Origin of the sequence: Nocardia sp. NPDC052001, assembly GCF_040680615.1 — a bacterium.
Lineage (GTDB): Bacteria > Actinomycetota > Actinomycetes > Mycobacteriales > Mycobacteriaceae > Nocardia.
The window spans coordinates 562,709-589,322 of record NZ_JBFAXC010000002.1; the positions used below are offsets into that span (position 1 = coordinate 562,709).

Sequence of the window (26,614 nt, forward strand, 5' to 3'; positions counted from 1 at the left end):
CGTGGCAGACTGGCCATATGACCACTTCCGACTGGGCCGAAGTTGATCGCTATCTCGTGGATACCCTGGTGGGAGACGGGGATTCCGCGACCCTGAGCGCGAACGCCGCCGCCGGGCTGCCCGCCATCGATGTGTCACCGCCGCAGGGGAAATTCCTGTACCTCATCGCCAAGTCGTCGCGGGCCCGCCGAGTGCTGGAGATCGGAACGCTCGGTGGCTACAGCACCACCTGGCTGGCGCGCGCGGTCGGTAAGGAGGGTCAGGTGCTGACCCTCGAATACGAACCCAAGCACGCCGAGGTGGCGCGGGAGAACCTCGATCGCGCGGGAGTCGGTGACCGCGTGGAGATTCGGGTCGGCGCGGCCCTGGACAGTCTGCCGGTGCTCGCGGGGGAGAACCCGGAACCGTTCGATCTGGTCTTCATCGATGCCGACAAGGTGAACAACGCCAACTATGTGCGGTGGGCGCTGCAGCTGACCCGGCTCGGATCGGTCGTCATCGTCGACAATGTGGTCCGCAATGGCGGTATCGGGAAGGCGGATTCGTCCGATGCCGCGGTGCGGGCCAGCCGCGAGGTCATCGAATTGCTCGCCGCCGAACCACGATTGGACGCCACCGTGCTGCAGACCGTCGGCGGTAAGGGCTGGGACGGTTTCGCCTATGCCGTGGTGGTCGATCAGGACTGAGCGTGTCTGAGCTCACGGCTATCGGGTGACCTGGCGGTTTCCTGCCAGATTCATCCGATATGCCGAGAATTTGCCAATACTCGGTTGTCGGCCGAATTTTGAATCAATACGTTCGATGGCATGAGTGAACATCCGAGCCGCACCCGAGAACGCCTGCGTGGTCTGGCGATTCTGATCGCCCCCATCGCCCTGCTGGCGCTCACGGTCGGCGTGCTCGCGGCCATCATGCTGCAGGGTGACTACCCGAGCTAGCTACGTCGCATCGTCCGGATGCGCGGCCAGATCCTCCCAGAAATCGACGTACGCCCGCTCATGCTTGATGCCGAGTTGCAGAATGCGTCCCCGCGAGACCGCCCGCTCGCTATCGGCCGGATCGATCTCGGCGTGCAGTTTCCGATAGAGCTCCAGCCATCGGCGATGTTCGGCCGCCTGCTTATTCGCCAGCGCCACAACGTCTTCCGGCTGCCCCAGATCGGCGAAGAACAGTTTCACCTGCGCCGGATCGCGCGTCTCGGGCGGGGCGGCCACCGGATCGCCCAGCCAGCGCGACAATTCGGCGCGCCCCGCCGCGGTGAGATGGAAGACGCGGCGGCGGCGTCCCTCGGTCTCGGCCTCCTCGCGCAGTAATCCCTGCTCGGCCAGGCGCGGCGGGATGCGATAGAGCTGCGCGTGCGGGATGGGCCAGAAGTATTCGACACTCTCCTCGACCCTGGCCTTGAGTTCATAGGGCGTGAGCGGTCCATGCCTGGCGATCAATCCCAGCACGATGTGGTCCTGCTGGCCGAGTTCGGCCATCGCGCAGCCCCTTTCCTTCGGTTCCTGTTGACACCGTATCACTGAGACTATATGTTCGTTCCAGCGAGACCGTATCAGAGATACTATTGAGGAGCTTGACCATGCGTGACTTCGCCATCGACCTGTTCGACCGCTGGACCGCCATGTGGAACGGTGACCTGGCCCTGGCCGGGGAGATCATGGCCCCCGAATTCACCCTGCGCTACGCCCAGCCGGGTGCGGTCGAATACGACGACATCCACGATCGTGCGGCCTTCACGAAGCAGATCGAGGTCTTCCGGGCCGAGCGACCCGGTCTGGAATTCGAGGTGCAGGGCCTGCCGGTGGTCGAAATGGATGACACCCGAACGGGATTGATCGCCCGGCCCTACGGTGCTCGCATCACCCGCCCGGACGGCACCGCGGTCGCGCTCAGCGGCAATGACATCCTGCGCACCGAGAACGGGCAGATCGTGGAGGTGTGGTCGGTCTCCGGCGGTCAAGGCGGCCGCAGCTTCTACTGACAGAATGTTCGGATGTCGAAGCGCGGAAAACCCCGTCCCGCCCCCGCGGACTGTCCCTGCGGCCTGCCCGCGAGCTATGCGGACTGCTGTGGGCGCCTGCATCGGGGTGAGGCGGCGGCGACCACGGCCGAACAGTTGATGCGCTCGCGATACAGCGCCTTCGCGGTGCGGGACGAGGCGTATCTGCTGCGCAGCTGGGATCCGGAGACCCGCCCCGCCGATGTCGATTTCGATCCCGGTCTGCGCTGGGAGCGGCTCGAAATCCTCGCCACGACCGGTGGCGGGCCGTTCCATTCCGAGGCCACCGTGGAATTCCGCGCGCACTATCGATCGGGCGGTACGGCGGGGGAAATGCGTGAGCACAGCCGTTTCCGCCGCGATGGCGGGGCCTGGGTCTACCTCGACGGCGACGTGGAAGGGTGAGCGGTGGGCGCGGATTCGCGCCGACCGCACGATTGCACTCGATGCATCGCGGCCGATGGTGCCGGACAGGCTGATTCGCCGCGCTACCGCCGCGCTCTGGCCTCGAAACCATCGCAGATCGCCCGCAGACCGGATTCCAGGAGCTGTTCCGGGTTCAGTAGATCGTCCTCGCCGGTGCCGATCAGATCGGTGAGCGCGGGCGGGGTGGGCCAGCGCGGCGCACCCTCCAGAAGCGCGGTGAGACCGGACCGTTCCTCGGTTTCGGAATCGCGGTCGATGAGCAGTCGCGCACTGACATGTTGGAGCGCGACCCCGGCGATATAGCTCCAGACCGCCAGCGACATGCGGGTGGCCTCGCGGGTGCTCACGCCGAGTTCACTGAATCCCTCGACCAGCCAGCTCAATACGACCAGGCTGTTCTCGCCGAAGTTGTAGCGCGGGACCGCGAAGGTGAACAGCACCCACGGATGTTCCTGGTACAGCCGCCAATCCACCTCGGCGGCGATGCGCACGCGATCGCGCCAGGTCCAGACCTCTTGACCGGGCGGCGGGTACGGATTGCGGCGCGAGACCTCATCGGTCATGGCCGCGAGCAACGTGTCCTTATTGGGGATGTGCCGGTACAGCGACATGGCTCCCGCGCCCATACGCTCGGCGATCCGGCGCATGGACAGGGCGTCGATTCCGGACTCGTCGGCCAGGGTGATGGCGGTATCGACGATCGCCGCCCGGGTGAGCTTGGCCTCGGTCATCGGATGAATTCTTTCCTTCCCGCCGCGGATCTGCGTACACTGTACTCCGGCCGCGCGTACGACGTACGCGCGCTCTTCTCGTAAAGCCCCTTGATCAGCTCGGAGGATAGGTGATGACCAGCATTCTCGCGCGTCCCGTCGTACGCACGCCGCGCCGCGCGTGGGCCGGACTCGCGGTGCTACTGCTGCCGGTACTGCTGGTGTCGATGGACATGTCCGTGCTGTATCTGGCCATGCCCACCCTGACCGAACATCTGGACCCCTCGGCCACCCAGCAGCTCTGGATTCTCGATATCTACGGCTTCATGATCGCGGGCCTGCTCATCACCATGGGCAATCTCGGCGATCGCATCGGGCGGCGCAATATTCTGCTCGTCGGCGCTACCGTCTTCGGATTGGCCTCGGTGCTGGCCGCTTTCGCGCCCAGCGCGGGCGTGCTCATCGCCGCGCGGGCGCTCATGGGCGTCGGCGGCGCGACCCTGCTGCCGTCCAGCCTGGCGCTGATCTCCACCATGTTCCCGGAGGCGCGGGCGCGGGCGACCGCCATCGGCGTCTGGACCGCGTTCTTCGCGGGCGGGTCGGCGGTCGGGCCGATCATCGGCGGCGTACTGCTGCACCACTTCTGGTGGGGCTCGGTCTTCCTGATCAATACCCCGGTGCTGGTGGTGCTGCTGGTCTTCGGGCCGCTGCTGCTGCCCGAGCATCGTTCGGCCGCGCTCGGACCCCTGGACCTGCCGAGTGTGGTGCTGTCCATCGGCGGCATTCTGCCGATCGTGTACGCGGTCAAGCATTTCGCGGCCGAGGGCTTCGATCTGCCGGTGATCGGTATCGGGGTCATCGGGGTACTGCTGCTGATCGCGTTCGTGCGACGGCAGCGGCATCTGACCGAACCACTGCTGGATTTGAGCCTGTTCCGCAATGGATTGTTCTCCGTCGCAATCGGTTCCAGCACCGTCGGCATGTTGGCACTGGCGGGTATGAGCTATCTGACCAGCGTGTACCTGCAATCGGTGACCGGGCGCGACGCTCTGGGAGCGGCGCTGCTGGGTATTCCGATGGCGATCGTGGTGTTCGTCTGCTCGGTGAGCGGTGCGCGCATCGGCCGCCTGCTCGGCACCCGGACCGCGTTCGTGCTGGCGCTCAGCATGGCGGCGGCGGGCAACCTTATGTTGCTCGGTATCGGCGTCAACGGGGGTATCGGCTGGTACATCGCCGGAACCGTGGTCGCCGGTGCGGGTTTCGGTATGGCCTTCACATTGGTGTCCGAGGTAGCGGTGGCCGCGGTGCCGCCGGAGCGGGCCGGTTCCGCGGTCGGCATCTCCGAGACCAGTTTCGAACTCGGCAACGGTCTGGGTCTGGCGCTGCTGGGTTCGCTTGCGGCGCTGGTCTTCCGGTCCGGCGGTGACTTCGGATCGACGCTGGGGGAGACCCTCACCCATGCGAATGGCGATACCGCGCTGATCGACTCCGCTCGCGATTCCTTCGTGCACGGTATGCACGTCGCCACCACGGCCGGTGCGATCCTGCTCGCGATCATGGCGGTGATCGCCGTGATCAGTGGCCGAAAAGTGAAGTCATGAGTTCGGCCGCGGCCTTGTTCATCGGCGTGATCACCCGTAGGTAGAGGAAGCGGACCGGGCGGACCACCGTGGCCCGCCAGGCCGTGCCGCAGACCGCGAGAATCGGTCGCAGCACCGTGCGGTACAGCCAGCGGCAGGGCGTCACCACCAGCACTCGCACAATGGTGGTGGCGACCCGCCAGCCGAAGAGCAGTGCGGCCGAGAGCGCCAGCAGGATCGGGCGCAGCACCCAGCGCCACAGCTGGTGGAGCGGCCATACGATCAGCCATTTGCCGAGTGAATAGACCAGCCACAGCACGGCTTTGGCGACAGGCACCAGAATCCAGCGGCCGATCCAGTCGCCGACCGGTTCGATGACGCTGTCCCACAGCCAGATCAGGCCGGGCTTCAGAATGCGCCGCCACAGCCATTCCTCCACCGCCCGTTTGAGCGGGCGCAGCAGGAAGTCGAGAATCAGCGCGCCGAGCGGGGTGAGGATCATGCCCCAGAGCAGCTGCTGGATCAGCAGGCCCCACAGGAAATCCTTGCAGAACGCCCAGGCCGGGCGAATCAGCCAGTACCAGAGCAGTTTCGCCAGCGGCTCGATGAGCTTGTCGAAGCAGAACTCCGCCGCCGCGACGATCGCGCGGCCCACGAATTTGCAGCCCTCCCACAGCAATCGCAAAGGGACGAACACCACCACCGCGATTATTCGGGCGACCCAGCCCGCTATCGAAATACGCTCCGGCGGCCCTTCCCGCTGCTCCCGTACCGACATCATCCCCGTCCTCTCCCCGTGCACTGCCTCCATCCTGGTACGGCAAAGTGCCTCGCGCCCTGGGTATTTCCACTCAACTCCGGTCGCGGACCGGTCGGGCGGTTAGAGTCGAGGCGTGGGTGAGAACTCGACCTCGGACCACCGGCAGCAGCCCGAATCGAACGGCCGTCCCTTCGCGGAACGCGTCGCGACCAGGCTGTTCTATCCGACCACCCGCCCACGCGAGAAATCGTTGCGCGAGGCCGTGGCGGGTCAGATCATTCTGATCACCGGCGCGTCACACGGTATCGGCAAGGCCGCGGCCCGCAAACTCGCGGCCGCGGGCGCGACCGTACTGCTGGTGGCGCGCACGCTCGATGATCTGGAGAAGGTGGCCGCGCAAATCCGCGCGGACGGCGGTATCGCGCATGTGTACCGGGCCGATATCACCGACATGGACGCCACCGCCGAACTCGGCGCGGCCCTGCTCGCCGAACACGGTCACGTGGATGTCGTAATCAATAACGCGGGCAAATCCATTCGCCGGCCCGTCGACGAATCCTATGACCGCTTCCACGATTTCACCCGCACCATCGATATCAACTACCTCGGCCCGGTCCGCCTGCTGCTGGCCCTGCTGCCCAGTATGCGTGAGCGCCGCCACGGCCATATCGTGAACATCTCCACCTGGGGTCTGCGCATGCCCCCGGCCCCGCGCTGGGCGGCCTACGGCGCGTCCAAAGCGGCCTTCGATGTCTGGTTGCGCACCGTCGCAACCGAAATCGCCGCCGACGATGTGACGACCACCTCCATCTACATGCCCCTGGTGCACACCCGAATGAGCGCACCCACCGACTTCACCGGCGTCCCCGGGCTGACGGCGGATGAGGCCGCCAACCTCATCTGCCACGCGGTGGTCTCCCGCCCACGCGAGATCTCCCCGTGGTGGACCGGACCCGTACAGGCGTGGACCGACCTCCGGCGCGGAGCCGCGCAGCGCCTCATGGAGCGCAGCTTTCGCCACTGATCGCCGTGCACGTCGCCGGCGCGAATCGGTACTCGCGGTCGTCCCGCGGGCGGCGGCTGATCGTGCCGACGCGCGGTCTCGGGCCTAAGGGATGAGGACGACTTTGCCCGTGGTGGCCCGGGATTCGAGGGCGCGGTGGGCAGCGGCCGCTTGGGCGAGAGGAAAGCGGTGCAGGCCGGGGACCAGGCGTCCGGCGGCGGCTTCCGCGAGGGCGCGGTCTTCGAGGGCGCGCATGCCTCCGGCTCGTTCGTACATTGCCGGGCCGAGCGTGGCGACCGGGGTGATGCCCAGGTCAGTCAGTTCCGCTTCGGTGATTCCGGTCGGTCCGGCGGCGAAACCGTAGGTCAGCCACTGGCCGCCCTTGGCCAGCAGGGTGATCGCGGTGCGGCTGACACCACCGCCCACGCCGTCGAACAGCAATGTGGCGGGGCGGTCGCCGTATTCGGCTCGGATGCGATCCAGCCAGTCGGGGAGCAGATAGTCCACGGCCAGATCGGCTCCGTTGCGGGACACCAGATCCACTTTCTCCGGACCGCCCGCGAGGCCGATCACGGTCGCCCCGGCGTTCTTCAGATATTGCACGAGCAGGGTGCCGATACCGCCCGCCGCGGCCAGCACCACCGCAACCGATTCGGGGGAGATATCGGCGAATTGCAGTATGCCCATGGTGGTTCGGCCGGTGCCGATCATCGCGACGGCCGCGGCCGGATCCAGCTCCGCCGGAATCTGCTGTAGCCGTTCGACTTCGGTGACCACGAACTCGGCGTAGCCGCCGGGGACCTGGCCGATATGCGCGACAACCCTGCGTCCGAGCCAGTTTTCGTCGGCCACGGATCCGATGGCGTCCACGATGCCCGCGATCTCCCGGCCCGGAATGGTGGGCAGTTCCGGTAGTTGGATCGGTCCCATCGCCATGCCCTTGCGGATGGTGGTGTCGATGAAGTGTACGCCCGAGGCGGCGACCGCGATGCGCACCTGTCCGGGTCCGGGCTCGGGATCCCGCACTTCGGTGTACTCGAGATTCTCGGCGGGGCCGAAGGCGTGCAGGCGAATGGCGTGCATGAGAACTCCTGGAGATCGAAAGCTGGTCGCGCGCCCAAGCTTGCAACCTCGACCGGGGTTCAGGTCAAGACCTTCGATCTCGCACTCGGCTCTCGTGACGCGGCGGATCGAGCCGGAGACGTGTGCCCGGAACCCGGCCGCTTAGGATCGGGCGATGCGATATCCGGAGGTGCGGCGATGAGTCTGGCCACGCTATTGACCCTGGCCGACTCCCGGCTGCCCATCGGCGGGCATGTGCATTCGGGCGGCGTGGAGGAGGCGGTGTCCTCGGGTTTGCTGCGCGATGTGGCCTCGGTGGAGCTGTATCTGCGCAGGCGTATCCGAACGTCCGGCGCGGTGGCGGCCTCGCTGGCCGCGGCGGTGTGCGCGGGTGCGCTGGATCCGGCTCGGGCAGAGCTCGAGGCCGATGCCCGGACGCCGTCGCCGTCCGCGCGCACGGCGTCGCGGGCGCAGGGTCGCGGATTGCTGCGGCTGGCGAAACAGGTCTGGCCGCAGGCGGATTGGCGCGGACTGGGCCCGCGCCCGCATCTGTCCACGGTGTTCGGCGTGGTCGGTGCGGTCTGCGGGGCGTCACCGGAGGAGATCGCCGGGGTGGTGGTCTACACGACCATGACCGGTGCGGCCACGGCGGCGCAGCGATTGCTGGCCCTGGATCCGGCGGCCGTGGCGGCCTGCACCATCAGGCTCGGTGAGGTCTGCGATCGCACCGCGCGGTCGGCGACCAAGGGTTTGGTCGCGCTGTCCGATCCGCTCCAGGATGTGCTCGCCGAGCGTCATCTGGCCCGCGATATGCCATTGTTCGCCTCCTGACCTGCGGAATCGAGCCGGGTAACAAGCGCTTTACGTGCGTCCGACAGGATGAAGCCCGGAAAGGAGCACACCTACATGCCACCTCATTTCATCGACGGGGAACCGCACGAGCACCACGATCGGCCCAAGCGCGAGCGCACGCCGGGGGAACCGGTGCGGATCGGCGTCGGCGGACCGGTCGGTTCGGGTAAGACGGCGTTGGTCGCCGCGCTGTGCCGGCAGCTGCGCGATGAGCTGTCCCTGGCCGTGCTGACCAATGACATCTACACCACCGAGGACGCCGACTTCCTGCGCCGCAATGCGGTGCTCCCGGATGAGCGCATCACCGCGGTGCAGACCGGCGGCTGCCCGCACACCGCCATTCGCGATGACATCACCGCGAACCTCGATGCCATCGATGACCTCATCGAGGCCAATCCGCCGCTGGATCTGATCCTGGTGGAATCGGGCGGCGACAATCTCACCGCCACCTTCTCCTCGGGCCTGATCGACGCCCAGATCTTCGTGGTGGACGTCGCGGGCGGCGATAAGGTGCCGCGCAAGGGCGGCCCGGGTGTCACCTGGTCCGACCTGCTGGTCATCAACAAGACCGATCTCGCCCCCATGGTCGGCGCGGATCTGGGTGTGATGGACCGTGATTCGACCAAGGTGCGCGAAGGCCGCCCCTTCGTCTTCACCTCCCTCACCGAGGATCCGGCCGCCACCCCGGTGCTGACCTGGGTGCGCGAACAGCTGGCCCTGGCCGCGGAACAGGATGCGAAGTCCGGTGCCGTGCACACACACTGACCTCGCTGCGCGCGTGGACGCCGCGGGGCCCGGGGTCGCCGCGCCCGGGGCCCTGAGCGTCGCGTTCGGCACAGCGGCCGGTGAACGGACAACCGGTGCGCACTGAACTGCGGATCGATGCCGCCGCCGGGGAGCTGCCGCGGATTCACGCGGTGGGCGGTCTGGCGGCGCGGCTCACCGGTCCGGATACGGTGCATCTGATCGGCACGGCCGCAACGCCTTTGGGCGGTGACGAGGTGGATATCCGAATCACCGTGGGCGCGGGCGCGCGCCTGTCGGTGCGCTCGGTGGCGGCCACCATCGCACTGCCGGGCAGAGCGACTCCGAAGTCGTTCGCGCACTGGCATGTCGAGGTGGCGGCGGGCGGTGAACTGGATTTCGATCCGGAGCCGACCGTGGTCGCGGGCGGGGCGGAGCATGAGACGCTCAGCACCGTGCGGCTGGAAGACGGTGCGCGGCTGCGGCTTCGGGAGCGGGTGCAGGTCGGTCGCATCGGCGAGGATCACGGCTACTGGTCCGGTGAGCTGAATGCCGATATCGGTGATGTGCCGCTGCTACGGCATCGCCTGGATCTCGGGGCCGACGCGTGCACCGATGACGCGCTGTCCGGACCCCGTGCGCTGGAAAGCATTCTGACCTACCCGGATGAGCGCCCGGCCGAATTCACCGGCGTGGCAGCGGCATTGCTGCCGCTCGCCGCGGGTGGAACCCTGTTCACCCGTACCGCAACGTTTTTGCGCGTCTAGCCCGTCAGGGCCGCAGTGCCGAGGCGAACGAGTCGAGGTTCAGCAGCGCGAAAATCCAGTCGGCGCTGATGCGGTGTCCGAAGAATCGAAACATGCGGGCACTCCATTCTTTCCGGTTGGATGGGGATCGACGCGCAACAGCGGGAACCAGACCTCACCCCTGGTTCCCGCCGTGCACACTGTTGCGCGAAAAGCTTGTCGGCGAACCGAACTCAGTTCGCGACGACGCGCGGTGGAGCGTTGAACGCGTTCACGGCACCGACCACGGCGCCCACCGCGGCACCGGCCGCGGCTGCGGGCAGTGCGATCACCGCGGCACCGGCCGCGGCGCCCGCCGCGGGTCCGGCCACCAGGCCGACCGGGAACAACGGCAGTCCGACCACGAGGCCCAGGGCCGCGCCGACGGTCGCCGAGGTGAGAGCGATCGGCATTGATGCGCTCGCACCCGCTACCGCTCCCATGGCCGCGGTGCCGACGGTCTGGCCGGCGATGCGGTCGGAACGGCTGCGCTCCAACCCGATCGAATCGAGGAACGTGGCGAGATTGGCCTCGGTCTGAGCGGAGTTGTCATTGATCTGGATCGCCTGTTCGCTATCGATCCAGTTCGGCGCGTCGACGATCACATCGCCGAACCGGAACTTACCGGCGGGCGGGGCGATCGGGGGCACCGCGGGCACCGGCATCGGTGCGTGCAGTGCGCCGACGGGCGCCAGGTAGCTCTTGTCCGGGGCCTGACGCGACCACTGGATGGAGCTCTTGGTGTCACTCGGGATCTGCAGGCCCTCGTACGGCATCACGTTGGGCGCATCGGCGGCGGGCCACTGGGGAGCCGCGCCATCGTGCTGCGCGACCGGATCAGTTTGCACCGGTGCGGCATTCGCGGCTCCGGTTCCGACGATCGCCATGACTAGCGGAACGGCGCCCGCCGCCACCACGTTTCCGACTTTATTGCGATGCGGGTTGAGGGCTCTGTGCTTGCCTGCGGCCAATTCACGACCTTTCTTGCTCGGGGGAACATCGACGCCCGACATTCGGACCCGTCGGTCAACCGGATTGGTCGGATTTCGTACTCGCGTAGAACGTCCGCATTGCCGAAAGTTAGCTATTTGCTTGCGTATTCACGAGAACGGGGCCGGAATCCCAGTTGATGGATTCCGGCCCCGGCAAAACGGCTATCACTCGCTGATAGCTGCTCCGGCATCGTCGGCGGAGGCCGCGGGCTGGTCCACCGGTGCCGCGGGACCGGTCGCGGGCGCGAGCACGCCATTGGCCATGCCCACCGCCGCACCGATGCTCGCGCCTACGGTGGCCGCGGGAATCGCGATCAGGGAGACCGCCGCGGTCGCGCCGATGGCCGGGCCGAAGACCCAGCCGGCCGGTGCGAACGGCGTGCCCGCCATGGCCCCGATGAACCCGCCCATGACCGCACCGGCGATCTCGGCGGGCGCGGCCACGCCGACGCCCACCGCGGCGCCGACGGCGGCGGTGCCGACCGTCTGCGCGGCGATGCGATCCGACCGGCTCGGCTCGAAGCCGGCCGAGTCGAGCGTGCGCGCCAGGTTGGCCTCCGCGCCCGCGGAGAGCTCATTGACCTGAGCGGCCTGCTCGGGGGTGAGGAACGACGGGATGTCGATCACGGTATCGCCGAAACGCAGCTTGCCTTCCGGCGCCGCGATGGGCGCGACATCGGCCGCGAGGGCCGGGTTCGGCATGCGCAGACCCTGCATGTCCACCGCCGCGACGGGGCCATTGGGGATATCGCGTACGCCGGTGGAGGAATTGCGGCCTACCCGGACGACGGGTGCGGGCGCGGTGACCGTTTCTACGCCCTCGGTCTCGAGCACCGGTGCGGCTTCGGCGGAGGAACCCGCTTGGCCCGCGGTCGGCTTGGCCTCGGGCTTGGTCTCGTCCGAAATCATCGGGGGGACCGGAACCGAGAGCTGTCCGAACGGCGAATCGAGAACGAGACCGGGCTGTGCGTCGGTGCCGGGCTGCTTCTCCACCACCGTGGACTGATTGTCCTCGGTCGAAACCGGGTCCGCCGCAGCGGTTCCGGTGGTGGACAGGGCGGCTACCAGCGGGAGCGCTCCCGCGATGGCAAGCGACCCGAGACGGCGGCGGCGCGGTGAAACTTGATCAGCCGGTTGGCGTTTGCCCATGGATGACCTTTCCGATCGAATGTCGACAGATGTCGGACATTCGGATCCGGACTGCATGCCGGATTGGTACCGGTGCCGCCCGGTCAGGGCATCCCCGCGTGGCGTGCCGCCATCGGCGACCGCCAGCGTGTCGTTACGAGGCGGCCGCGTCCTTGGCGTTCGCCACGGATTTGCCGTTCTCCGAAGCGGATTCGCCGCCGATCTGCTTGGCGAGCTCGCGCGCATCCTCGGGTTTATCGAGCGCCTCGAGCGCCAGGCGCGCGAACACCCACTGTTCGGTGGCGGCCATCTGCCCGCGATGCCGGCCCAGGAACGAGGTGAACCACTCCAGCACGGTGACGAACCGGCTGCGGAAACCGACCAGGTAATACAGGTGCAGTCCGAGCCAGGCCAGCCAGGCCAGGAAACCGCTGAACTCGAGTTTGCCGACCTGGCAGACCGCGTAGAACCGCGACACCGTGGCCATCGAGCCCTTGTCGAAGTACTTGAACGGCTTGCGCTCGGCGGGTTCGTGTCCGGCCAGGCCCGCCTTGATGGCCTTGGCGGCGTAGGTACCGCCCTGGATCGCGCCCTGCGCCTGTCCGGGTACGCCCGGTACCGACATCAGGTCGCCGACCACGAAGACGTTGGGGTAGCCCTTGATGGTCAGATCGGGTTCCACGATCACGCGCCCGGCCCGGTCCGTCTCGGTGCCCTCGGAATGCTCGGCCAGGATCTTGCCGAGTCCGCTGGCCTGCACACCGGCCGACCACACCTTGCACGCGGATTCGATGCGCCGGGTGCCGTCGCCGTCCTTGATGGTGACCCCGCGCGCGTCGACATTGGTGACGATGGCGTTGAGCTGGATCTCCACGCCCATCTTCTCCAGCCGCTGATGCGCCTTACCGCCGAGCTTGGGGCCCATCGGCGCGAGCACCGCGCCCGCGCCCTCGACCAGGATCACGCGGGCGTCGCGGGTATCGATATTGCGGAAGGTGCCATCGAGGGTGCGGTCCGCGAGTTCGGCGATCTGCCCGGCCAATTCGACGCCGGTGGGGCCCGCGCCCACGACCACGAAGGTCATGAATCGATCGCGGGTCTCCTGATCCTTGGCCAGTTCGGCCTCTTCGAACGAGCCCAGGATGCGCGCGCGCAGTTCGAGCGCGTCGTCGATGGTCTTCATACCGGGCGCGTAGGTCGCGAACTGATCGTTGCCGAAGTACGACTGCTGTGCGCCCGCGGCGACGATGAGGCTGTCGAAGGGGGTGACGGTGTCTTGGTTGAGCAGGCGCGAGGTCACCGTCCCGCCCTTGACGTCGATCTCGTCGACCTCACCCATGATCACCCGCACGTTCTGCTGTTTGCGCAGCACGATGCGGGTGGCGGGCGCGATCTCACCGACCGACAGAATGCCGGTGGCCACCTGGTACAGCAGCGGCTGGAACAGGTGGGTGGAGGTTTTGGAGATGAGCGTGATGTCGACGTCGGCCTTCCGCAGGTGCTTGCAAGCGAAGAGGCCGCCGAACCCGGACCCGATCACCACCACGCGGTGGCGCTGTGCGACGGAATTATCGGCGTTCATCTAGTCCCTGCTCCTAGCCAGACGGTGAAACTACGACACTTCTCACGTCAAGGGTAGTGCGATGGTCGCCGGTTCAGCTCATCGACCCGCGAACAGCAGCTGCGCCACCCGGGTGGTGGTCTCGGATCCGTCGGTGTAGCTACCGTTCGGACCCTGTTCGGTCATGATGGCCAGCGTGTAGCGCTCACCGGGTCCGGCGAAGCCGACCGAGTTGACCACCCAGCCGCCTTGTTCGTCGGACCAGCCGTTCTTGAGACCGGGTTGCATGGCCGCGCCCGCGCCCCAGACGCCCCAGTGCTGATTGGTGTCGACGCGGCGCATGCGGTCCACCAGGTAGGCGCGATCGTCCGGATGCATGCGGGTGAGGACATTGTCCATCAGCCGATCCAGATCCGAGGGCGAGCACTGCTGGAAGCCCCAGTCCGGGAACAGTTTCATCTGCTCCAGGGAGGTGCTGGGCTGCATGGGAACGAGCCCGGCCATACCGTTGGCGCGGAAGGCGTTGTTGAACGCCATGCGGTCCAGACCTGCGAATTTGTTCCACAGGATGTCGGCGGCATTGTCGTTGGAGGTTGCCAGCATGGACTCCATCAGCGAGCGGTCGCCCGGGTCCAGCACGATCGCGCCGGTGCGGGCGCGATTCAGCAGATCCTCCGCGATCGCCAGTTTGATGGTGGAGGCGGTCCAGAACATGTTGTCCGAGTTCGCGTTCCGGTAGATACCGCCGGAGACGCGGTCGCGCACCACATATCCGGTGATACCGGGTCTGCCCGCGAGGTAGTTGTCGACCGACGCGATGCGATTACTCAAATCGCAGTCGAATCCCGGCAGGCAGCCCTGCGCGAGTACGGGCCGCGCGGCGGCGGAGGGGAGGAATACCGGCGCAGCGGGAATCAGGGCAGCGGCGGCGAGGACGCAAGCGGAGGCGGCCACACGGGAGTTCCGGGCCATCGGAGAACGCACGGTGGGAAACAATAGACATCACAATGCCCGATGTGCACGTCTTGAGTGGATTGACTGGCTGTGCTATGGAAAACCCGCTGTCACAGCGGGTTTCGAATTTCGCTTCGGCGCGCCGGATTGCCTTGCGGCGCAAGGCGGGCGGACACGCCGTGCGAAAAGGGGTGTTCAGCGGAATGCGGCGGTCAGTTCCTCGACACTGCGACCGTTGAGGCGATAGCAGTGCGCGAATGCCTCGGCATGCTGATCCCGGGGCCACGACGCGAGTACCACGGTGCGCCCGTAGTAGCGGGAATTCACCAGCTCCCAGCGTTCTCCGACCCGCCGGACAGTGAACCCGCGCCTCGGGATCATGGGAATCACCGACGCAGACATCGACGCAACCAGCCTTTCCTCACAGCACAATCGACCTCCCCGAAAAGCACTGTCGCATACCACACTCGAATTTCGGGGTGACGCGCCCTAGCTAATCTCCGGCGTGTGGCAGGTGTCACCCGGCGAGCCGAGGGACCCGGTGATTGCATGTCGTTCGCTGACTGTATAAACACAGGTCGTGCACATTCACCGGGCCGAGCGTGCGGACACGCTCGCCGACGCGCTGGCCGAGCTGCTCGCCGCACCGCTCGGCGATCCGTTCACCCCGGAAGTGGTAGCCGTTCCGGCCAAGGGCATCGAGCGCTGGTTGCAGCAGCGCCTCGGGGTGGTGCTCGGCAGCGCCGCGCACGCCGACGGGGTCGCGGCCAATATCGATTTCGCGGACCCCGCCGCGCTGGTGGCGCGGGTGCTGGCCGAGGCGACGGGCTGGGTGCCCGAGGATGATCCGTGGGCCGGTGAGCGCGTGGTGTGGACGCTGCTGCCGGTACTGGACGGGGTGCTGTCCGAACCCTGGAGTGCCGTGCTGGCACGGCATCTCGGCAATGGTGACGCGGGCGGGCATCGGGTCGGGCGGCGGTATGCGACGGCGGCGCGGATCGCGGAATTGTTCGCGGGTTACGCCATGCAGCGGCCCGGCATGATCACGGACTGGGCGGCCGGTTCCGATACCGACGGGGCCGGGCATCCACTGCCCGAGGATCTGCTCTGGCAGCCGCAACTGTGGCGGCGACTGCGCGCGGCGGTCGGGGAACCCTCTCCGGCCGAACGACTTTCGGACGCCTGCGCGCGTCTGCGGACCGATCCGGCCGTGGTGTCACTGCCCGATCGCCTCTCGCTGTTCGGGGTGACCCGATTGACCACCGATCAGCTCGAGGTGCTGTCCGCGCTGTCCGCCGGGCGGGGCGTGCACCTGTGGCTGGTGCATCCGAGCCCGGCGCTGTGGACCAAACTCGCCGATGCCGAGGTGATCCCGAATTCCGGTGTGCGGGTGCGGCATCCGCTGCTCGCGGCATTGGGCCGGGATGTGCGGGAATTGCAGCAGCGGCTCGCGGGCTACGACCATATCGACACCTACCACCCCGCCCCGGAGCCGCACCGGCCGGGAATGGCGGATCCGCGGACGCAGCCGTCCGGTACGCCGGATTCGCTTGCGGGTGCGCCCGATTCGCGGCTGGAGCCGATCACGCCGCGCACGCTGCTGACCGAATTGCAGGCCGCCATCCGGCAGGACCGGTGGTCGCTCATGCCGGAACCGGCGCTGGCCGACGGCAGCATCATGGTGCACTCCTGTCACGGTCCGGCTCGGCAGGTGGAGGTGCTGCGGGACGCGCTGCTCGGATTGTTCAGCGCCGACCCGACGTTGGAGCCGCGCGATGTGATCGTCATGTGCCCGGATGTGGAGAGCTACGCGCCACTGGTGCGCGCGGCGTTCGGACAGTGGTCCCTGGACGGATCGGCGCCGGGGCATCCGGCGCACGGATTGCGGGTGCGGCTGGCCGATCGCGCCCAGCGGGCGGTGAACCCGCTGCTGGATGTGATCGCCACGCTGCTGGAGCTGGCCGACGGGCGGGTCACCGTCACCGAGGTGCTGGATCTGGCTGCGACGGAACCGGTTCGGCTGCGCTGCGGGTTCGACGAGGACGATATCGAGCGGTTGCGCGATTGGGCCGCCGAGACCGGGGCGCGCTGGGGGATCGGGCAGCGGCAGCGGCAGGCGTTCGGGCTGGGCGATTTCGCGCAGAACACGCTCAACGCGGCGGTCGATCGCATTCTGCTGGGTGTGGCGGCCGGTGAATCCAGCGAGGACTGGCTGGATCTGGTGCTGCCGCTGGACGATGTCGACAGCAATGACATCGATCTGGCCGGGCGCTTCGCGGAATTCGTGGACCGGCTGGCGGTATGCCTGCGGGATCTGCGCGGCCCGACGCTCGAGGAACCGGCCGGATCCGCGCGGCCCGCGTCGGAATGGGCTTCGGTGCTCGGGCGAGCGCTGGATCTGCTCACCGATGTGCCGCTGACCCAGGGCTGGCAGGGCGTGCAGGCGCGCCGGGAATTGGCCGCCGCCACCGAGCACGCCGGGCAGATTCCCTTGCGGCTCACCGATATCGCCGCACTACTGGCCGCCAGGCTGGCCGGACGGCCGTCACGGGCCAACTTCCGCACCGGTGAGCTGACCGTGTGCACCATGGTGCCCATGCGGTCGGTACCGCATCGGGTGGTGGTGCTGCTCGGGCTCGATGACGAGGTGTTCCCGCGCACCGGCGGCGTGGACGGTGACGATGTGCTGGCGCGGCATCGCTGCCCGGGCGATCGCGATCCGCGCAGTGAGGACCGGCAACTGCTCCTGGACGCCATCATGGCGGCGGGGGAGCGACTCGTCCTGCTGCACACCGGATCCGATCCGGTGACCGGTGCGCATCGGCCGCCCGCGATACCGCTGGCCGAACTGCTGGACACCGTGCGCGCGCACGTCGGTCCCGCCGGGCTCGAGCACGTCGTCATGCGGCATCCTTTGCAGCCCTTCGACCGTCGCAATTTCGATCCCGAAAAGCCGTTCAGCTTCGACAGTGTCGCGCTCGCCGGTGCGCTCGCGGCCCAGCGACCGCCCGCCCCGCGCCCGCCGTTCCTGGCCGCCGCACTGCCCGCGACCGAACGCGGGGATGTGGAACTGGCCGATCTGGTGTCCTTCGCCGAACATCCCATTCGAGCGTTCCTGTGGCAGCGCTTGGGAATTCGCGTCCCCGAGAGCGAGGAGGAGATCGCCGACCGGCTGCCCATCGAGCTGGACGGGCTCACCAAATGGGGTATGGGTGAACGCATGCTGTCCGCCCGGCTCACCGGGGTGGACCCCAACGCCCTGCGCGCGGCCGAATGGCGGCGCGGTTCGCTGCCGCCGTTCGCGCTCGGCGCGGCCGTGCTCGACGAGGTGGAGAACACCGTCGACCGCCTGGTGCGGGTGGCGCAGCCGTTACACGAAATCCCCTCCCGCACCGTCGATATCGCGGTCGATCTGGGTGACGGCCGCCGCCTCACCGGCACCGTCCCCGATGTGCACGATGACGCGTTGCTGCGCACCACCTTCTCCCGGCTCGCACCCAAACACCGGATAGCGGCCTGGGTGCGGCTGCTCGCGCTCGCCGCCACCGGCGACCATCAGAGCTGGCGGGCCATCACCATCGGCCGCGGCAAGATGTCGCGTCCCGCATGGCAATCCACGCTCGTCGCCCCCAATGCGCATGCCGCTCGCCTGCTGCTGCGCGATCTGGCCGCACTGCGGGACGAGGGCCTGGCCGAGGCGCTGCCCATCGCACCCGCGGCCTCGGCGGCCTATGCCGAGCGCCGCTGCCAGGGCTCCTCCGCCGAGGACGCCCTGCTCGCCGCCGAACACGAATTCGACGGCGGGAAGGACGGTCCCGGCCGCTACGGCGAACACACCGACCGCTATCTGCGCTACGTCCTGGGCCCCACCCCGCGCTTCCATCAGCTGACCGAATCGCTCACCACCGCGCCCACCGCGCTGGAAGCCGAACCGACTCGTTTCGGTGAACTGGCGCGCCGTCTCTGGAATCCGTTGCTCAGCAACGAGAATCAAGGCCAGCCATGACGATCCACCGCCCGGCCCCACAATCCGGCCCCGAATGCGAAAGGCGCGGATGACCGACGACCTGTTCTCGCTCACCGACCCGGACCTTTCCGTCCGCCCGGCGGTCACCCGAGCCCGCCACCGCGACGACTCCGCCGGCGGCGACTCCCACCCGGATCCGGTGGGCGACGACGGCGCGGACCTGTTCACCCTGGGCGCGGACGTCACCCCCGACGCGCCCACCGCGCGTTCGGGTGCGATGACCGGCGGTACGGCTGACGAGACGGAGGTCGACGCGGATACGGCGCCGTCGCAGAGCGAAGGACTCTGGGCCGCCGACAATGTCACCGATCCGGTGCCGAATGTCGTTGGTGAGCAGGAGGATTCGGGGAGCGGCTTTCAATTGACCGGACCGCTGCCGGTGGGGACCACGGTGCTCGAGGCCAGCGCCGGGACCGGGAAGACCTATGCCATCGTGGGCCTGGCGGTGCGGTTCGTGGCCGAGGCCGGGGTCGATATCTCGGAATTGCTGCTGGTGACGTTCAGCCGGGCGGCCACCCAGGAGTTGCGCGAGCGGACGCGGGACCGGTTCGTCTCGGTGGCGGCGGCGCTGGCGGAACCGGAGCGGGCGCAGGCCACCGGGGATGAGCTGATTCGGCATCTGGCGCAGGCGAATCCGGCGGAGGTGGCGGCCCGTCGGGAGCGGCTGCTGGCGGCGCTGTCGGATTTCGACGCGGGGACCATCGCCACCACGCACAGTTTCTGTCAGCGCATGCTCGATGAGCTGGGTCTGGCGGGGGAGCAGGATCCGGGGGTCCGGCTGGTCGAGAATGTCGACGAGGTGGTGTCCACCGTCGCCGATGATCTGTACCTGAGCCGGTACGCGCGTGAGCTGCCGCCGTTCAGTCCGGCCGACGCGCAGCGCCTGGCGGCCGCGGCCGTGCACGACGGGGCCGCCATGCTGGTGCCCGAGGTCGAGTCCGAACTCGATCCGGCGGGGGAGCGGGTCGCCTTCGCGGCGGCGGCGCGCGCGGAAACCGCACGGCGCAAACAGCTTTCGGGACTGCGCGATTTCGACGATCTGCTGGTGCTGCTGCACGATGTGCTCGCCGACGCCGAGCACGGCCCGCGCGCCTGTCAGCGCATCCGGGATCGATTCCGGGTGGCGCTGGTGGACGAGTTCCAGGACACCGATCCGTTGCAGTGGGACATTCTGCGGCGCGCTTTCCACGGGCACACCACGCTGGTGCTGGTCGGTGATCCCAAACAGGCGATCTACGCCTTCCGGGGCGCGGAAGTGCTCAGCTATCTGGATGCGGTGGCGCACGCGGACTCCCGGCGCGAACTGACCACCAACCGGCGCAGCGATGCCGGACTGCTGGCGGCGCTCGAGCATCTGCACGGTGGAGCGGCCCTGGGGCATAAGGAGATCACCGTGCACACGGTGGCCGCGACCCGGCCGTTCAGCAGGCTGACCGGGGAGCCCGAAGCGGTGATTCCATTCCGACTCAGGTGTTTACCGCGCACCGGTGCCGGACCGCTCAATCGTTCCGGCTATCCGACCGTCGGCCGCCAGCGTGAACGCGTGGCCACCGATGTGGCGGCCGATATCGTGCGACTGCTCGAATCCGGCACCACCATCGACGCCGATGGTGAAAGGCCGCTCGGCCCGGGCGATATCGCGGTGCTGGTGCGCAATCGGAACCAGCTCGACCTGGTGCGCAAGGAACTCGAACTCGCCGGGGTGGCCTCGGTGCTGGCGGGCGGTGCGAGCGTTTTCGGCACGCCGTCGGCGACCCAGTGGCTGTGGGTGCTGCACGCTTTGGAGCAGCCGCATCGCGCCGACCGGGTGCGCCTGGCCGCCGGTACCGCGCTGCTCGGGCTCGCCGCCGATGAGATCGATTCCGGCGGTGCGGATCTGGTGGGACGGCTCAGTGCCGAACTGCGCGATTCGGCCCGGTTGTTCGCCCGCGCGGGATTCGCGGCGGTCTTCGAGAAGATGAGCGCGGAAACCGGACTCGCGCCGCGCCTGCTCGGATTGGAGGGCGGTGAACGCCAGCTCACCGATCTGCGCCATATCGCCCAGCTGCTCGACGATGCCGCGCTGCGTGAGGGTTTGGGCCTGAGCGCGCTCACCCGCTGGCTCGCCGATCGGGTCCGCGATCCGGCGTCGGGCAGTGTGGCCGATCGCAGCCGCCGCCTGGACCGGGACGCGGCGGCCGTGCAGATCGCCACCGTGCACGCCAGCAAAGGACTCGAATTCCCGGTCGTCTACCTGCCTTTCGCATGGGATGCCGCCAAGATCCGCAATCCGCAGACCCTGCTCTTCCACGATGACCAGGGCCGCCGCGTGCTGGATGTGGGCGGTCCGGAAGCCTCCGGCTACAACACGCGCAAACCGCGTGCCGAAGCGGAGGAGGCCGCCGAGGAACTGCGCCTGCTGTACGTGGCGCTGACCCGCGCGGGCGCACAGGTGGTGGCCTGGTGGGCGCCCGCCTTCGACACCCAGACCGCACCCCTGCACCGCATGATTCTGGGCCGCGAACCCGGCAGCCCGGCCGTGGCGGACAAGGTCGCGGTACCCGCCGATTCGATGGTGCTGAGCCGCATCTCGGAATGGGCGAGCACCGCCGAACCCGGCGTCATCGCCATCGAACCGGTGCATGAGATCCGCCGCGCCCGGCTGCCCCGCGATCACACCGCCACCACCGCCGCGGATCTGGCCGTGGCGCGCTTCCACCGCCATTTGGATCAGGATTGGCGGCGCACCTCGTACTCGGCGCTCACCGCCGGAGCGCACGACGCCATGCCGGTCGGTGATCAGCCCGACGGCGGCGGCGTCGCCGATGAACCGGCCACCCCGAGCGTGCTCGCCGACGACCTGGACGTATTCACCACGGCCGCACCGTCACTCATGAACACGCTGCCCTACGGCGCGGAATTCGGCACCCTGGTGCACGAGATCCTGGAGTACGTCGATACCGACGCCGTCGATCTGGCCGCCGAGATGCGCGCCCGTTGCACGCACGCGGTCGCCGAGCAGATGTTCGACGCCGATCCCGAAGTGCTCGCGCACGCCCTGCTTGCGGTCATGCACACGCCCATCGGATTCGGTTCGCTGGCACAGATTTCCGCGCGCGACCGGCTCAGCGAACTCGATTTCGAACTGCCGCTCGCGGGCGGCGATCAGCCCACCGCCACCCGGGTGAGCGTGCCGCAGATCGCCGGACTGCTGCGCAGGCACCTCCCGCCCGGCGATGTCTTCGTCCCCTACGCGGATCAGCTCGAACATCTGGACGACACCCCGCTGCGTGGCTTCCTCACCGGCAGTATCGACGCCGTATTGCGCATTCCCGGACCGCGTTTCGTGGTGGTCGACTACAAGACCAACCGCCTGGGCACCGGCGACCTCACCGTCGCGCACTACACCCACGAGCGCATGGCCGCCGAGATGATGCGCTCGCACTACCCGTTGCAGGCGATCCTGTATTCGGTTGCCCTGCACCGGTATCTGCGCTGGCGGCTGCCCGGCTACGATCCGGCCCGGCACCTCGGCGGTATCCGCTACCTGTTCGTGCGCGGCATGATCGGCCCCGACACTCCGGACGGCGCGGGCGTTTTCGACTGGATGCCGCCGCCCGCCCTGGTGGAGGATCTGTCCCGCCTGCTCGCGGGTGAACCCATGGACCCGGAGGCCGCCCGATGAGCCGCGATATCGATACTGTCATCGTGCGAGGGCGGGTGATCGCGTGACCTCGATTCAGTTGGCGCAGCGCGGAACCGGCGCGATGCAGATCTTCAATGCCGCCGGTGTGCTGTCCGCGGCCGATGTGCACGTCGCGGTGCGACTGGGCCGGTTGGGACAGGAGAACTCACCGCTGGTGCTGTTCGCCACCGCGCTGGCCGTGCGCGCGGTGCGGTCCGGCTCGGTCTGTCTCCAGGTGCGTCGCATGCACGAGATCGGCGTGGATGCCGAAGGGACCGAAGAGTCCTCGATCGATCCGGCCACCCTGCCCTGGCCCGATGTGGACGCCGTGATCGCCGAACTGCGCAAGAGCCCGCTGGTGTGCGGCAGCCCGGCCGGACCGCTGCGACCCTTACGCCTCATCGATCCGCCGGGATCCACGGATGGACCGCTGCTCTACCTGGACCGGTACTACCGGCAGGAGGAGACGATCCGGCAGGTGCTCACCGAACGCTCCACCACCCAGCCCATGGTGGACGCGGAACTCATTCGGCGCGAACTGGATCGGCTGTTCCCGCGTGAGGGCGGCCCGGGGGAGCCGCCGGATCGGCAGCGCCTCGCGGTGGCCCTGGCCGCGACCCAGTGGACCACCGTGGTCGCCGGCGGCCCAGGTACCGGTAAGACGCACACCATCGCCCGCGTGCTGGCCCTGCTGGTCGCGCATCAGGAAGCGATGCCGGGCGCGCCCGCGCTGCGCATCGCCCTGGCCGCCCCGACCGGTAAAGCCGCTGCGCGCCTACAGGAATCGGTGCGTGAACAGGCGGGCGATATCGGCCTGCCCGAACTCACCGCCGCCACCCTGCATCGCCTGCTCGGCTGGCAGCGCGGCGGCGCGAGCCGCTTCAAGCATCACGAATTCAACCGGCTGCCATATGACGTGATCGTGGTGGACGAGACCTCCATGGTCTCGCTGACCATGATGAGCCGCCTGCTGCCCGCGGTGCGTCCCGACGCCCGCCTGGTGCTGGTCGGCGACCCGGATCAGCTGGCCTCGGTCGACGCTGGCGCTGTGCTCGCCGACCTGGTGGCGGGACCGATTGCCGGACAGGCGAATCCGGCCCTGGACAAGATCCTGGGCGGCGAAATGCGCGATACCGCCGCACATCCCGACGCGCTGTCCGCCCGCGAACGGGAACGCCTGCGCGGTGGCATCGTGCGCCTCACCCGGGGCCGCCGCTTCGGTGGCCGCATCGCCGAACTCGCGGTGGCCGTGCGCGCCGGAGACGCCGATACCGCCCTCGATCTGCTGCGCGCGGGCGGCACCGAACTGTCCCTGCACACACCCGAGGATCACACCGAGGTGCGCGCGGACGTCCTGCGCGCCGCGCACGCCGCCACCGACGCGGCACTGGCCGGGGATGCCACCGCCGCGCTCACCGCCCTGGAATCGCATCGCCTGCTGTGCGCGCACCGCCAGGGTCCATACGGTGTGGAACGCTGGGATCGCATGGCCGCGGGCTGGGTGGCCGCCGCGGGCATCAGCACCGAACCCGGTCCCGGACACTGGTATCCGGGTCAGCCGCTGCTGGTCACCGCCAATGATCACGAGGCCCGCATCTACAACGGCGATACCGGTGTCATCGTGCGCATGCCCGACGGCACGCTGCGCGCGGCGCTACAGCGCGGCACCGAACCGTATCTGGTGCACCCCACCCAGTTCCCGGGCGTCACCACCGTCTATGCCATGACCATCCACCGCAGTCAGGGCAGTCAGTACGACACCGTCACCGCGGTGCTGCCCGGACCGGAATCGACGCTGCTCACCCGAGAGTTGCTGTACACGGCCATAACTCGCGCCCGCAAACATGTGCGGGTGCTGGGCACCGACGAATCGATTCGGGCCGCGATCGGCCGCCGGGTACTGCGCGCGAGCGGTCTGCGCGCGTAGCCTGGTAACCCGGAGGGGTGCCATGGCAGACACCGGGTTCGAACAGTTCGCCGATACCGTGTTGTCCGCGGACGGCACTCGCATCGCGTATCTGACGGTGGGCCACGGGCCGCCGGTGATCGTGCTCCCGGGCGTGCTGTCCGTGGCGAGCGGTTTCGCCCGCTTCGCCGCCGCCCTCGGTGCCGGGTTCACCGTGCACACCCTGGAGCGGCGCGGGCGCGGTGACAGCGGACCGCAGGGGCCGGACTATCGAATCAGCCTGGAGTGCGAGGATATTCGCGCACTCCAGGACAAAACCGGTGCGGGACTGATCGTCGGGCACAGCTACGGCGGGCTGATCGCGCTGGAAGCGGCGCGGGACAATCCGGATATCCGCAAGCTCGCCCTGTACGAACCGGGCGTCTCGATCGCCGGATCGGTGCCCTCGGACTGGATGCCCGCCTATGAGCGATACCTGGACCAGGGCAAACCCTTCGACGCCTTCGTCGAATTCGTTCGCGCCATGGGCCCGGAGAATATGCGCAAGGTGCCGCGCTGGATGTTCCGGCGCATGATGCCGCTCTTCATGAACGCGCCCGAGAAGGACATGGTGGTGAGCCAGCTCGCCGAGAATCTGCGCGAGCATCGCGAGATCATCCGGCTGAACGACACCTATCGCGCCTATGCCGGGATCACCGCCGAGGTGCTGCTCATGGACGGGGACAAGGATCCGCAGCGCCGAACCGATCCCGACCACACCCGGCTCGCGGAAACCCTGCCGCACTGCGAGCGCCGCACCGTCCCGGGCCTGGATCATTTCGGCATCGACAAACAGGCCCCCGAACTCGTCGCCGGGATCATCGGCGAATTCTTCTCGCGTTCGTAGTGCGCTTCGCCCCTGCGCGGGTGCGGTGCTGGATACGCTGAATCGGGTGCGCGGGCACCGTCATATTGCGAATCGGAGGAGTATCGATGAGCAGCACTCCCGAGCACGTCGATGTGCTCATCGTCGGCGCCGGACTGTCCGGAATCGGCGCGGCCCATCATCTGCAGACCGCGTTTCCGTGGCGCACCTACGCGATTCTGGAGATGCGCGAGGGCATCGGCGGGACCTGGGATCTGTTCCGCTATCCCGGAATTCGCTCCGATTCGGATATGTTCACCCTCGGCTATCGCTTCCGGCCGTGGCTCGGGGACAAGGCCATCGCCGACGGCGATTCGATTCTGAACTATGTGCGCGATACCGCCGCGGAGGCGGGTATCGACAAGCACATTCGGTATCGGCATCGGGTGCTGCGCGCGGAATGGTCGACCGCCGATGAGCGCTGGACGGTGACCGCCGACCACGATGGCGAAACGGTGACCATCACCGCGAATTTCCTGTTCAGCTGTTCGGGCTACTACCGCTACGACGAGGGCTACACCCCGGAATTCGCCGGTATGGAACGCTTTTCGGGTCCGGTCGTCCATCCGCAGCACTGGCCCGAACAGCTCGAGGTGGCGGGCAAGAAGGTCGTGGTCATCGGTTCCGGCGCGACCGCGGTGACCCTCGGCCCGGCGCTGGCCGATCAGGGCGCGCATGTGGTCATGCTGCAGCGCTCACCGTCGTACATCATCTCCATGCCCGCCCGCGATGCCTTCGCCGACCGGGTGCGCCGCATCCTGCCCGCGCGGGCGGCCTACGGTCTGGCCCGGGCCAAGAATGTCGCGCTCAGCACCGCCATGTATCAGATCTCGCAGCGCTATCCCAAACGTATGCGCTCGTGGATCTTCGGCCTCCAGAAGCGTTGGCTCCCAGCCGGTTACGATATCCAGACGCATTTCAATCCCAGCTACAAGCCGTGGGATCAGCGGCTGTGCCTGGTGCCCAACGGTGATCTGTTCCGCGCCATTCGCCAGGACAGATTGGAGATGGTCACCGACCTCATCGAGACCTTCACCGAAACCGGCCTGAAGCTCGAATCCGGTCGTGAACTCGACGCCGATATCATCATCACCGCAACGGGTTTGAACCTCATCGCCTTCGGCGGCCTGGAACTGACGGTGGACGGGGAGAAAGTGGAACTCCCGAATGCGATGGCGTACAAGGCCATGATGCTCTCCGACGTCCCGAATTTCGCGTTCATCATCGGCTACACCAACGCCTCCTGGACGCTCAAGGCGGATCTGGTGTGCGAGTACGTGGTTCGGCTGCTGCGCTATATGGATTCGAACGGCTACGCGAAAGCCACCCCGATCCGCGACCCCTCGGTCGGCACCGCGCCGTTCCTGGATTTCCAGCCGGGCTATGTGCTGCGCGCCCTGGATCACCTGCCCAAACAGGGTGATCGGGTGCCGTGGCGATTGCGTCAGAACTATCTGCGCGATCTGCCCACGCTGCGCTACGGCAAGATCGCGGACCCGGATATGCGCTTCGAACGCGCGGGGGAGTCGGCCCGGGCTGCCAAGGCGCGGTAGC

23 protein-coding genes are annotated in these 26,614 nt (G+C 68.0%); 14 read left to right on the plus strand and 9 right to left on the minus strand.

What is annotated here, in order from left to right:
* Positions 1-17: 17 nt before the first annotated feature.
* Positions 18-686 (plus strand): O-methyltransferase, encoded by a 669-nt coding sequence (locus AB0L82_RS10900; RefSeq protein ID WP_364633783.1) that lies wholly within the window; start codon positions 18-20, stop codon positions 684-686.
* A 120-nt stretch (positions 687-806) separates the two neighbouring features.
* Positions 807-938, plus strand: coding sequence for a hypothetical protein (locus AB0L82_RS10905; protein ID WP_364633785.1), 132 nt, complete (start codon positions 807-809; stop codon positions 936-938).
* Here the strand turns inward: AB0L82_RS10905 and AB0L82_RS10910 are convergent, their stop codons facing one another.
* Positions 939-1,481 (minus strand): PadR family transcriptional regulator, encoded by a 543-nt coding sequence (locus tag AB0L82_RS10910; protein WP_364633787.1) that lies wholly within the window; start codon positions 1,479-1,481, stop codon positions 939-941.
* A 101-nt stretch (positions 1,482-1,582) separates the two neighbouring features.
* On the opposite strand from AB0L82_RS10910, the gene AB0L82_RS10915 reads away from it, so the two are divergent.
* Together AB0L82_RS10915 and AB0L82_RS10920 are read left to right on the plus strand one after the other, a co-directional pair.
* Entirely contained in the window at positions 1,583-1,984 is a 402-nt protein-coding gene (locus tag AB0L82_RS10915) for a nuclear transport factor 2 family protein (protein WP_364633789.1), read from the plus strand.
* A gap of 12 nt (positions 1,985-1,996) precedes the next feature.
* The gene (locus AB0L82_RS10920) at positions 1,997-2,407 is read left to right on the plus strand and encodes a YchJ family metal-binding protein (RefSeq protein WP_364633791.1); all 411 of its coding nucleotides are present in this window, start codon (positions 1,997-1,999) and stop codon (positions 2,405-2,407) included.
* Between the two features lie 83 nt (positions 2,408-2,490).
* On the opposite strand, the gene AB0L82_RS10925 is transcribed toward AB0L82_RS10920, so the two are convergent.
* On the minus strand, positions 2,491-3,159 hold the full coding sequence (locus tag AB0L82_RS10925; protein ID WP_364633793.1) for a TetR family transcriptional regulator: 669 nt from the start codon (positions 3,157-3,159) through the stop codon (positions 2,491-2,493).
* 113 nt (positions 3,160-3,272) lie between these two features.
* On the opposite strand from AB0L82_RS10925, the gene AB0L82_RS10930 reads away from it, so the two are divergent.
* Positions 3,273-4,739, plus strand: coding sequence for an MFS transporter (locus AB0L82_RS10930; protein WP_364633795.1), 1,467 nt, complete (start codon positions 3,273-3,275; stop codon positions 4,737-4,739).
* Here AB0L82_RS10930 and AB0L82_RS10935 read toward each other — a convergent pair.
* Positions 4,714-5,496 carry a hypothetical protein gene (locus AB0L82_RS10935; protein WP_364633797.1) on the minus strand — a complete coding sequence of 261 codons (783 nt, stop codon included), beginning with the start codon at positions 5,494-5,496 and terminating at the stop codon, positions 4,714-4,716. The two genes, AB0L82_RS10930 and AB0L82_RS10935, sit on opposite strands and share 26 nt — an antisense overlap.
* A 115-nt stretch (positions 5,497-5,611) precedes the next feature.
* Between AB0L82_RS10935 and AB0L82_RS10940 the strand changes: the two genes are divergently transcribed.
* The gene (locus tag AB0L82_RS10940) at positions 5,612-6,502 is read left to right on the plus strand and encodes an SDR family NAD(P)-dependent oxidoreductase (protein WP_364633798.1); all 891 of its coding nucleotides are present in this window, start codon (positions 5,612-5,614) and stop codon (positions 6,500-6,502) included.
* Between the two features lie 84 nt (positions 6,503-6,586).
* Here AB0L82_RS10940 and AB0L82_RS10945 read toward each other — a convergent pair whose 3' ends face one another.
* The gene (locus AB0L82_RS10945; protein ID WP_364633800.1) at positions 6,587-7,564 is read right to left on the minus strand and encodes a zinc-binding dehydrogenase; all 978 of its coding nucleotides are present in this window, start codon (positions 7,562-7,564) and stop codon (positions 6,587-6,589) included.
* Between the two features lie 177 nt (positions 7,565-7,741).
* On the opposite strand from AB0L82_RS10945, the gene AB0L82_RS10950 reads away from it, so the two are divergent.
* The 3 genes from AB0L82_RS10950 to AB0L82_RS10960 all read left to right on the plus strand — a co-directional run bounded on the left by AB0L82_RS10950 (position 7,742) and on the right by AB0L82_RS10960 (position 9,906).
* On the plus strand, positions 7,742-8,374 hold the full coding sequence (locus AB0L82_RS10950; RefSeq protein WP_364633802.1) for an urease accessory UreF family protein: 633 nt from the start codon (positions 7,742-7,744) through the stop codon (positions 8,372-8,374).
* Positions 8,375-8,449: 75 nt separating this feature from the next.
* Complete coding sequence (ureG, locus tag AB0L82_RS10955; RefSeq protein WP_364633804.1) at positions 8,450-9,160, plus strand: urease accessory protein UreG; 711 nt, start codon at positions 8,450-8,452, stop codon at positions 9,158-9,160.
* A 95-nt stretch (positions 9,161-9,255) separates the two neighbouring features.
* Positions 9,256-9,906, plus strand: a complete 651-nt coding sequence (locus tag AB0L82_RS10960; protein ID WP_364633806.1) for an urease accessory protein UreD — start codon at positions 9,256-9,258, stop codon at positions 9,904-9,906.
* A gap of 212 nt (positions 9,907-10,118) precedes the next feature.
* Here AB0L82_RS10960 and AB0L82_RS10965 read toward each other — a convergent pair whose 3' ends face one another.
* The 5 genes from AB0L82_RS10965 to AB0L82_RS10985 form a co-directional block, all read right to left on the minus strand.
* On the minus strand, positions 10,119-10,841 hold the full coding sequence (locus AB0L82_RS10965; protein WP_364633808.1) for a hypothetical protein: 723 nt from the start codon (positions 10,839-10,841) through the stop codon (positions 10,119-10,121).
* 240 nt (positions 10,842-11,081) lie between these two features.
* Positions 11,082-12,065: a hypothetical protein gene (locus AB0L82_RS10970; protein WP_364633810.1), complete on the minus strand. Its 984-nt coding sequence runs from the start codon at positions 12,063-12,065 to the stop codon at positions 11,082-11,084.
* A gap of 133 nt (positions 12,066-12,198) precedes the next feature.
* A complete protein-coding gene (locus AB0L82_RS10975) occupies positions 12,199-13,626 on the minus strand; it encodes an NAD(P)/FAD-dependent oxidoreductase (protein ID WP_364633812.1) in 1,428 nt (475 codons plus the stop codon).
* Between the two features lie 78 nt (positions 13,627-13,704).
* Positions 13,705-14,577, minus strand: a complete 873-nt coding sequence (locus tag AB0L82_RS10980) for a tat pathway signal sequence (RefSeq protein WP_364635982.1) — start codon at positions 14,575-14,577, stop codon at positions 13,705-13,707.
* Positions 14,578-14,754: 177 nt separating this feature from the next.
* Positions 14,755-14,940, minus strand: coding sequence for a hypothetical protein (locus AB0L82_RS10985; protein ID WP_364633814.1), 186 nt, complete (start codon positions 14,938-14,940; stop codon positions 14,755-14,757).
* A 199-nt stretch (positions 14,941-15,139) separates the two neighbouring features.
* Between AB0L82_RS10985 and recC the strand changes: the two genes are divergently transcribed.
* From recC to AB0L82_RS11010, 5 genes are all read left to right on the plus strand, one after another.
* Positions 15,140-18,565, plus strand: coding sequence for an exodeoxyribonuclease V subunit gamma (gene recC / locus AB0L82_RS10990; protein WP_364633816.1), 3,426 nt, complete (start codon positions 15,140-15,142; stop codon positions 18,563-18,565).
* A 49-nt stretch (positions 18,566-18,614) separates the two neighbouring features.
* A complete protein-coding gene (locus AB0L82_RS10995; protein WP_364633817.1) occupies positions 18,615-22,250 on the plus strand; it encodes a UvrD-helicase domain-containing protein in 3,636 nt (1,211 codons plus the stop codon).
* A gap of 43 nt (positions 22,251-22,293) precedes the next feature.
* A complete protein-coding gene (gene recD / locus AB0L82_RS11000; protein WP_364633819.1) occupies positions 22,294-24,177 on the plus strand; it encodes an exodeoxyribonuclease V subunit alpha in 1,884 nt (627 codons plus the stop codon).
* A 22-nt stretch (positions 24,178-24,199) separates the two neighbouring features.
* Positions 24,200-25,042 carry an alpha/beta hydrolase gene (locus tag AB0L82_RS11005; RefSeq protein ID WP_364633821.1) on the plus strand — a complete coding sequence of 281 codons (843 nt, stop codon included), beginning with the start codon at positions 24,200-24,202 and terminating at the stop codon, positions 25,040-25,042.
* 86 nt (positions 25,043-25,128) lie between these two features.
* Complete coding sequence (locus AB0L82_RS11010) at positions 25,129-26,613, plus strand: NAD(P)/FAD-dependent oxidoreductase (protein ID WP_364633823.1); 1,485 nt, start codon at positions 25,129-25,131, stop codon at positions 26,611-26,613.
* Position 26,614 lies beyond the last annotated feature (1 nt).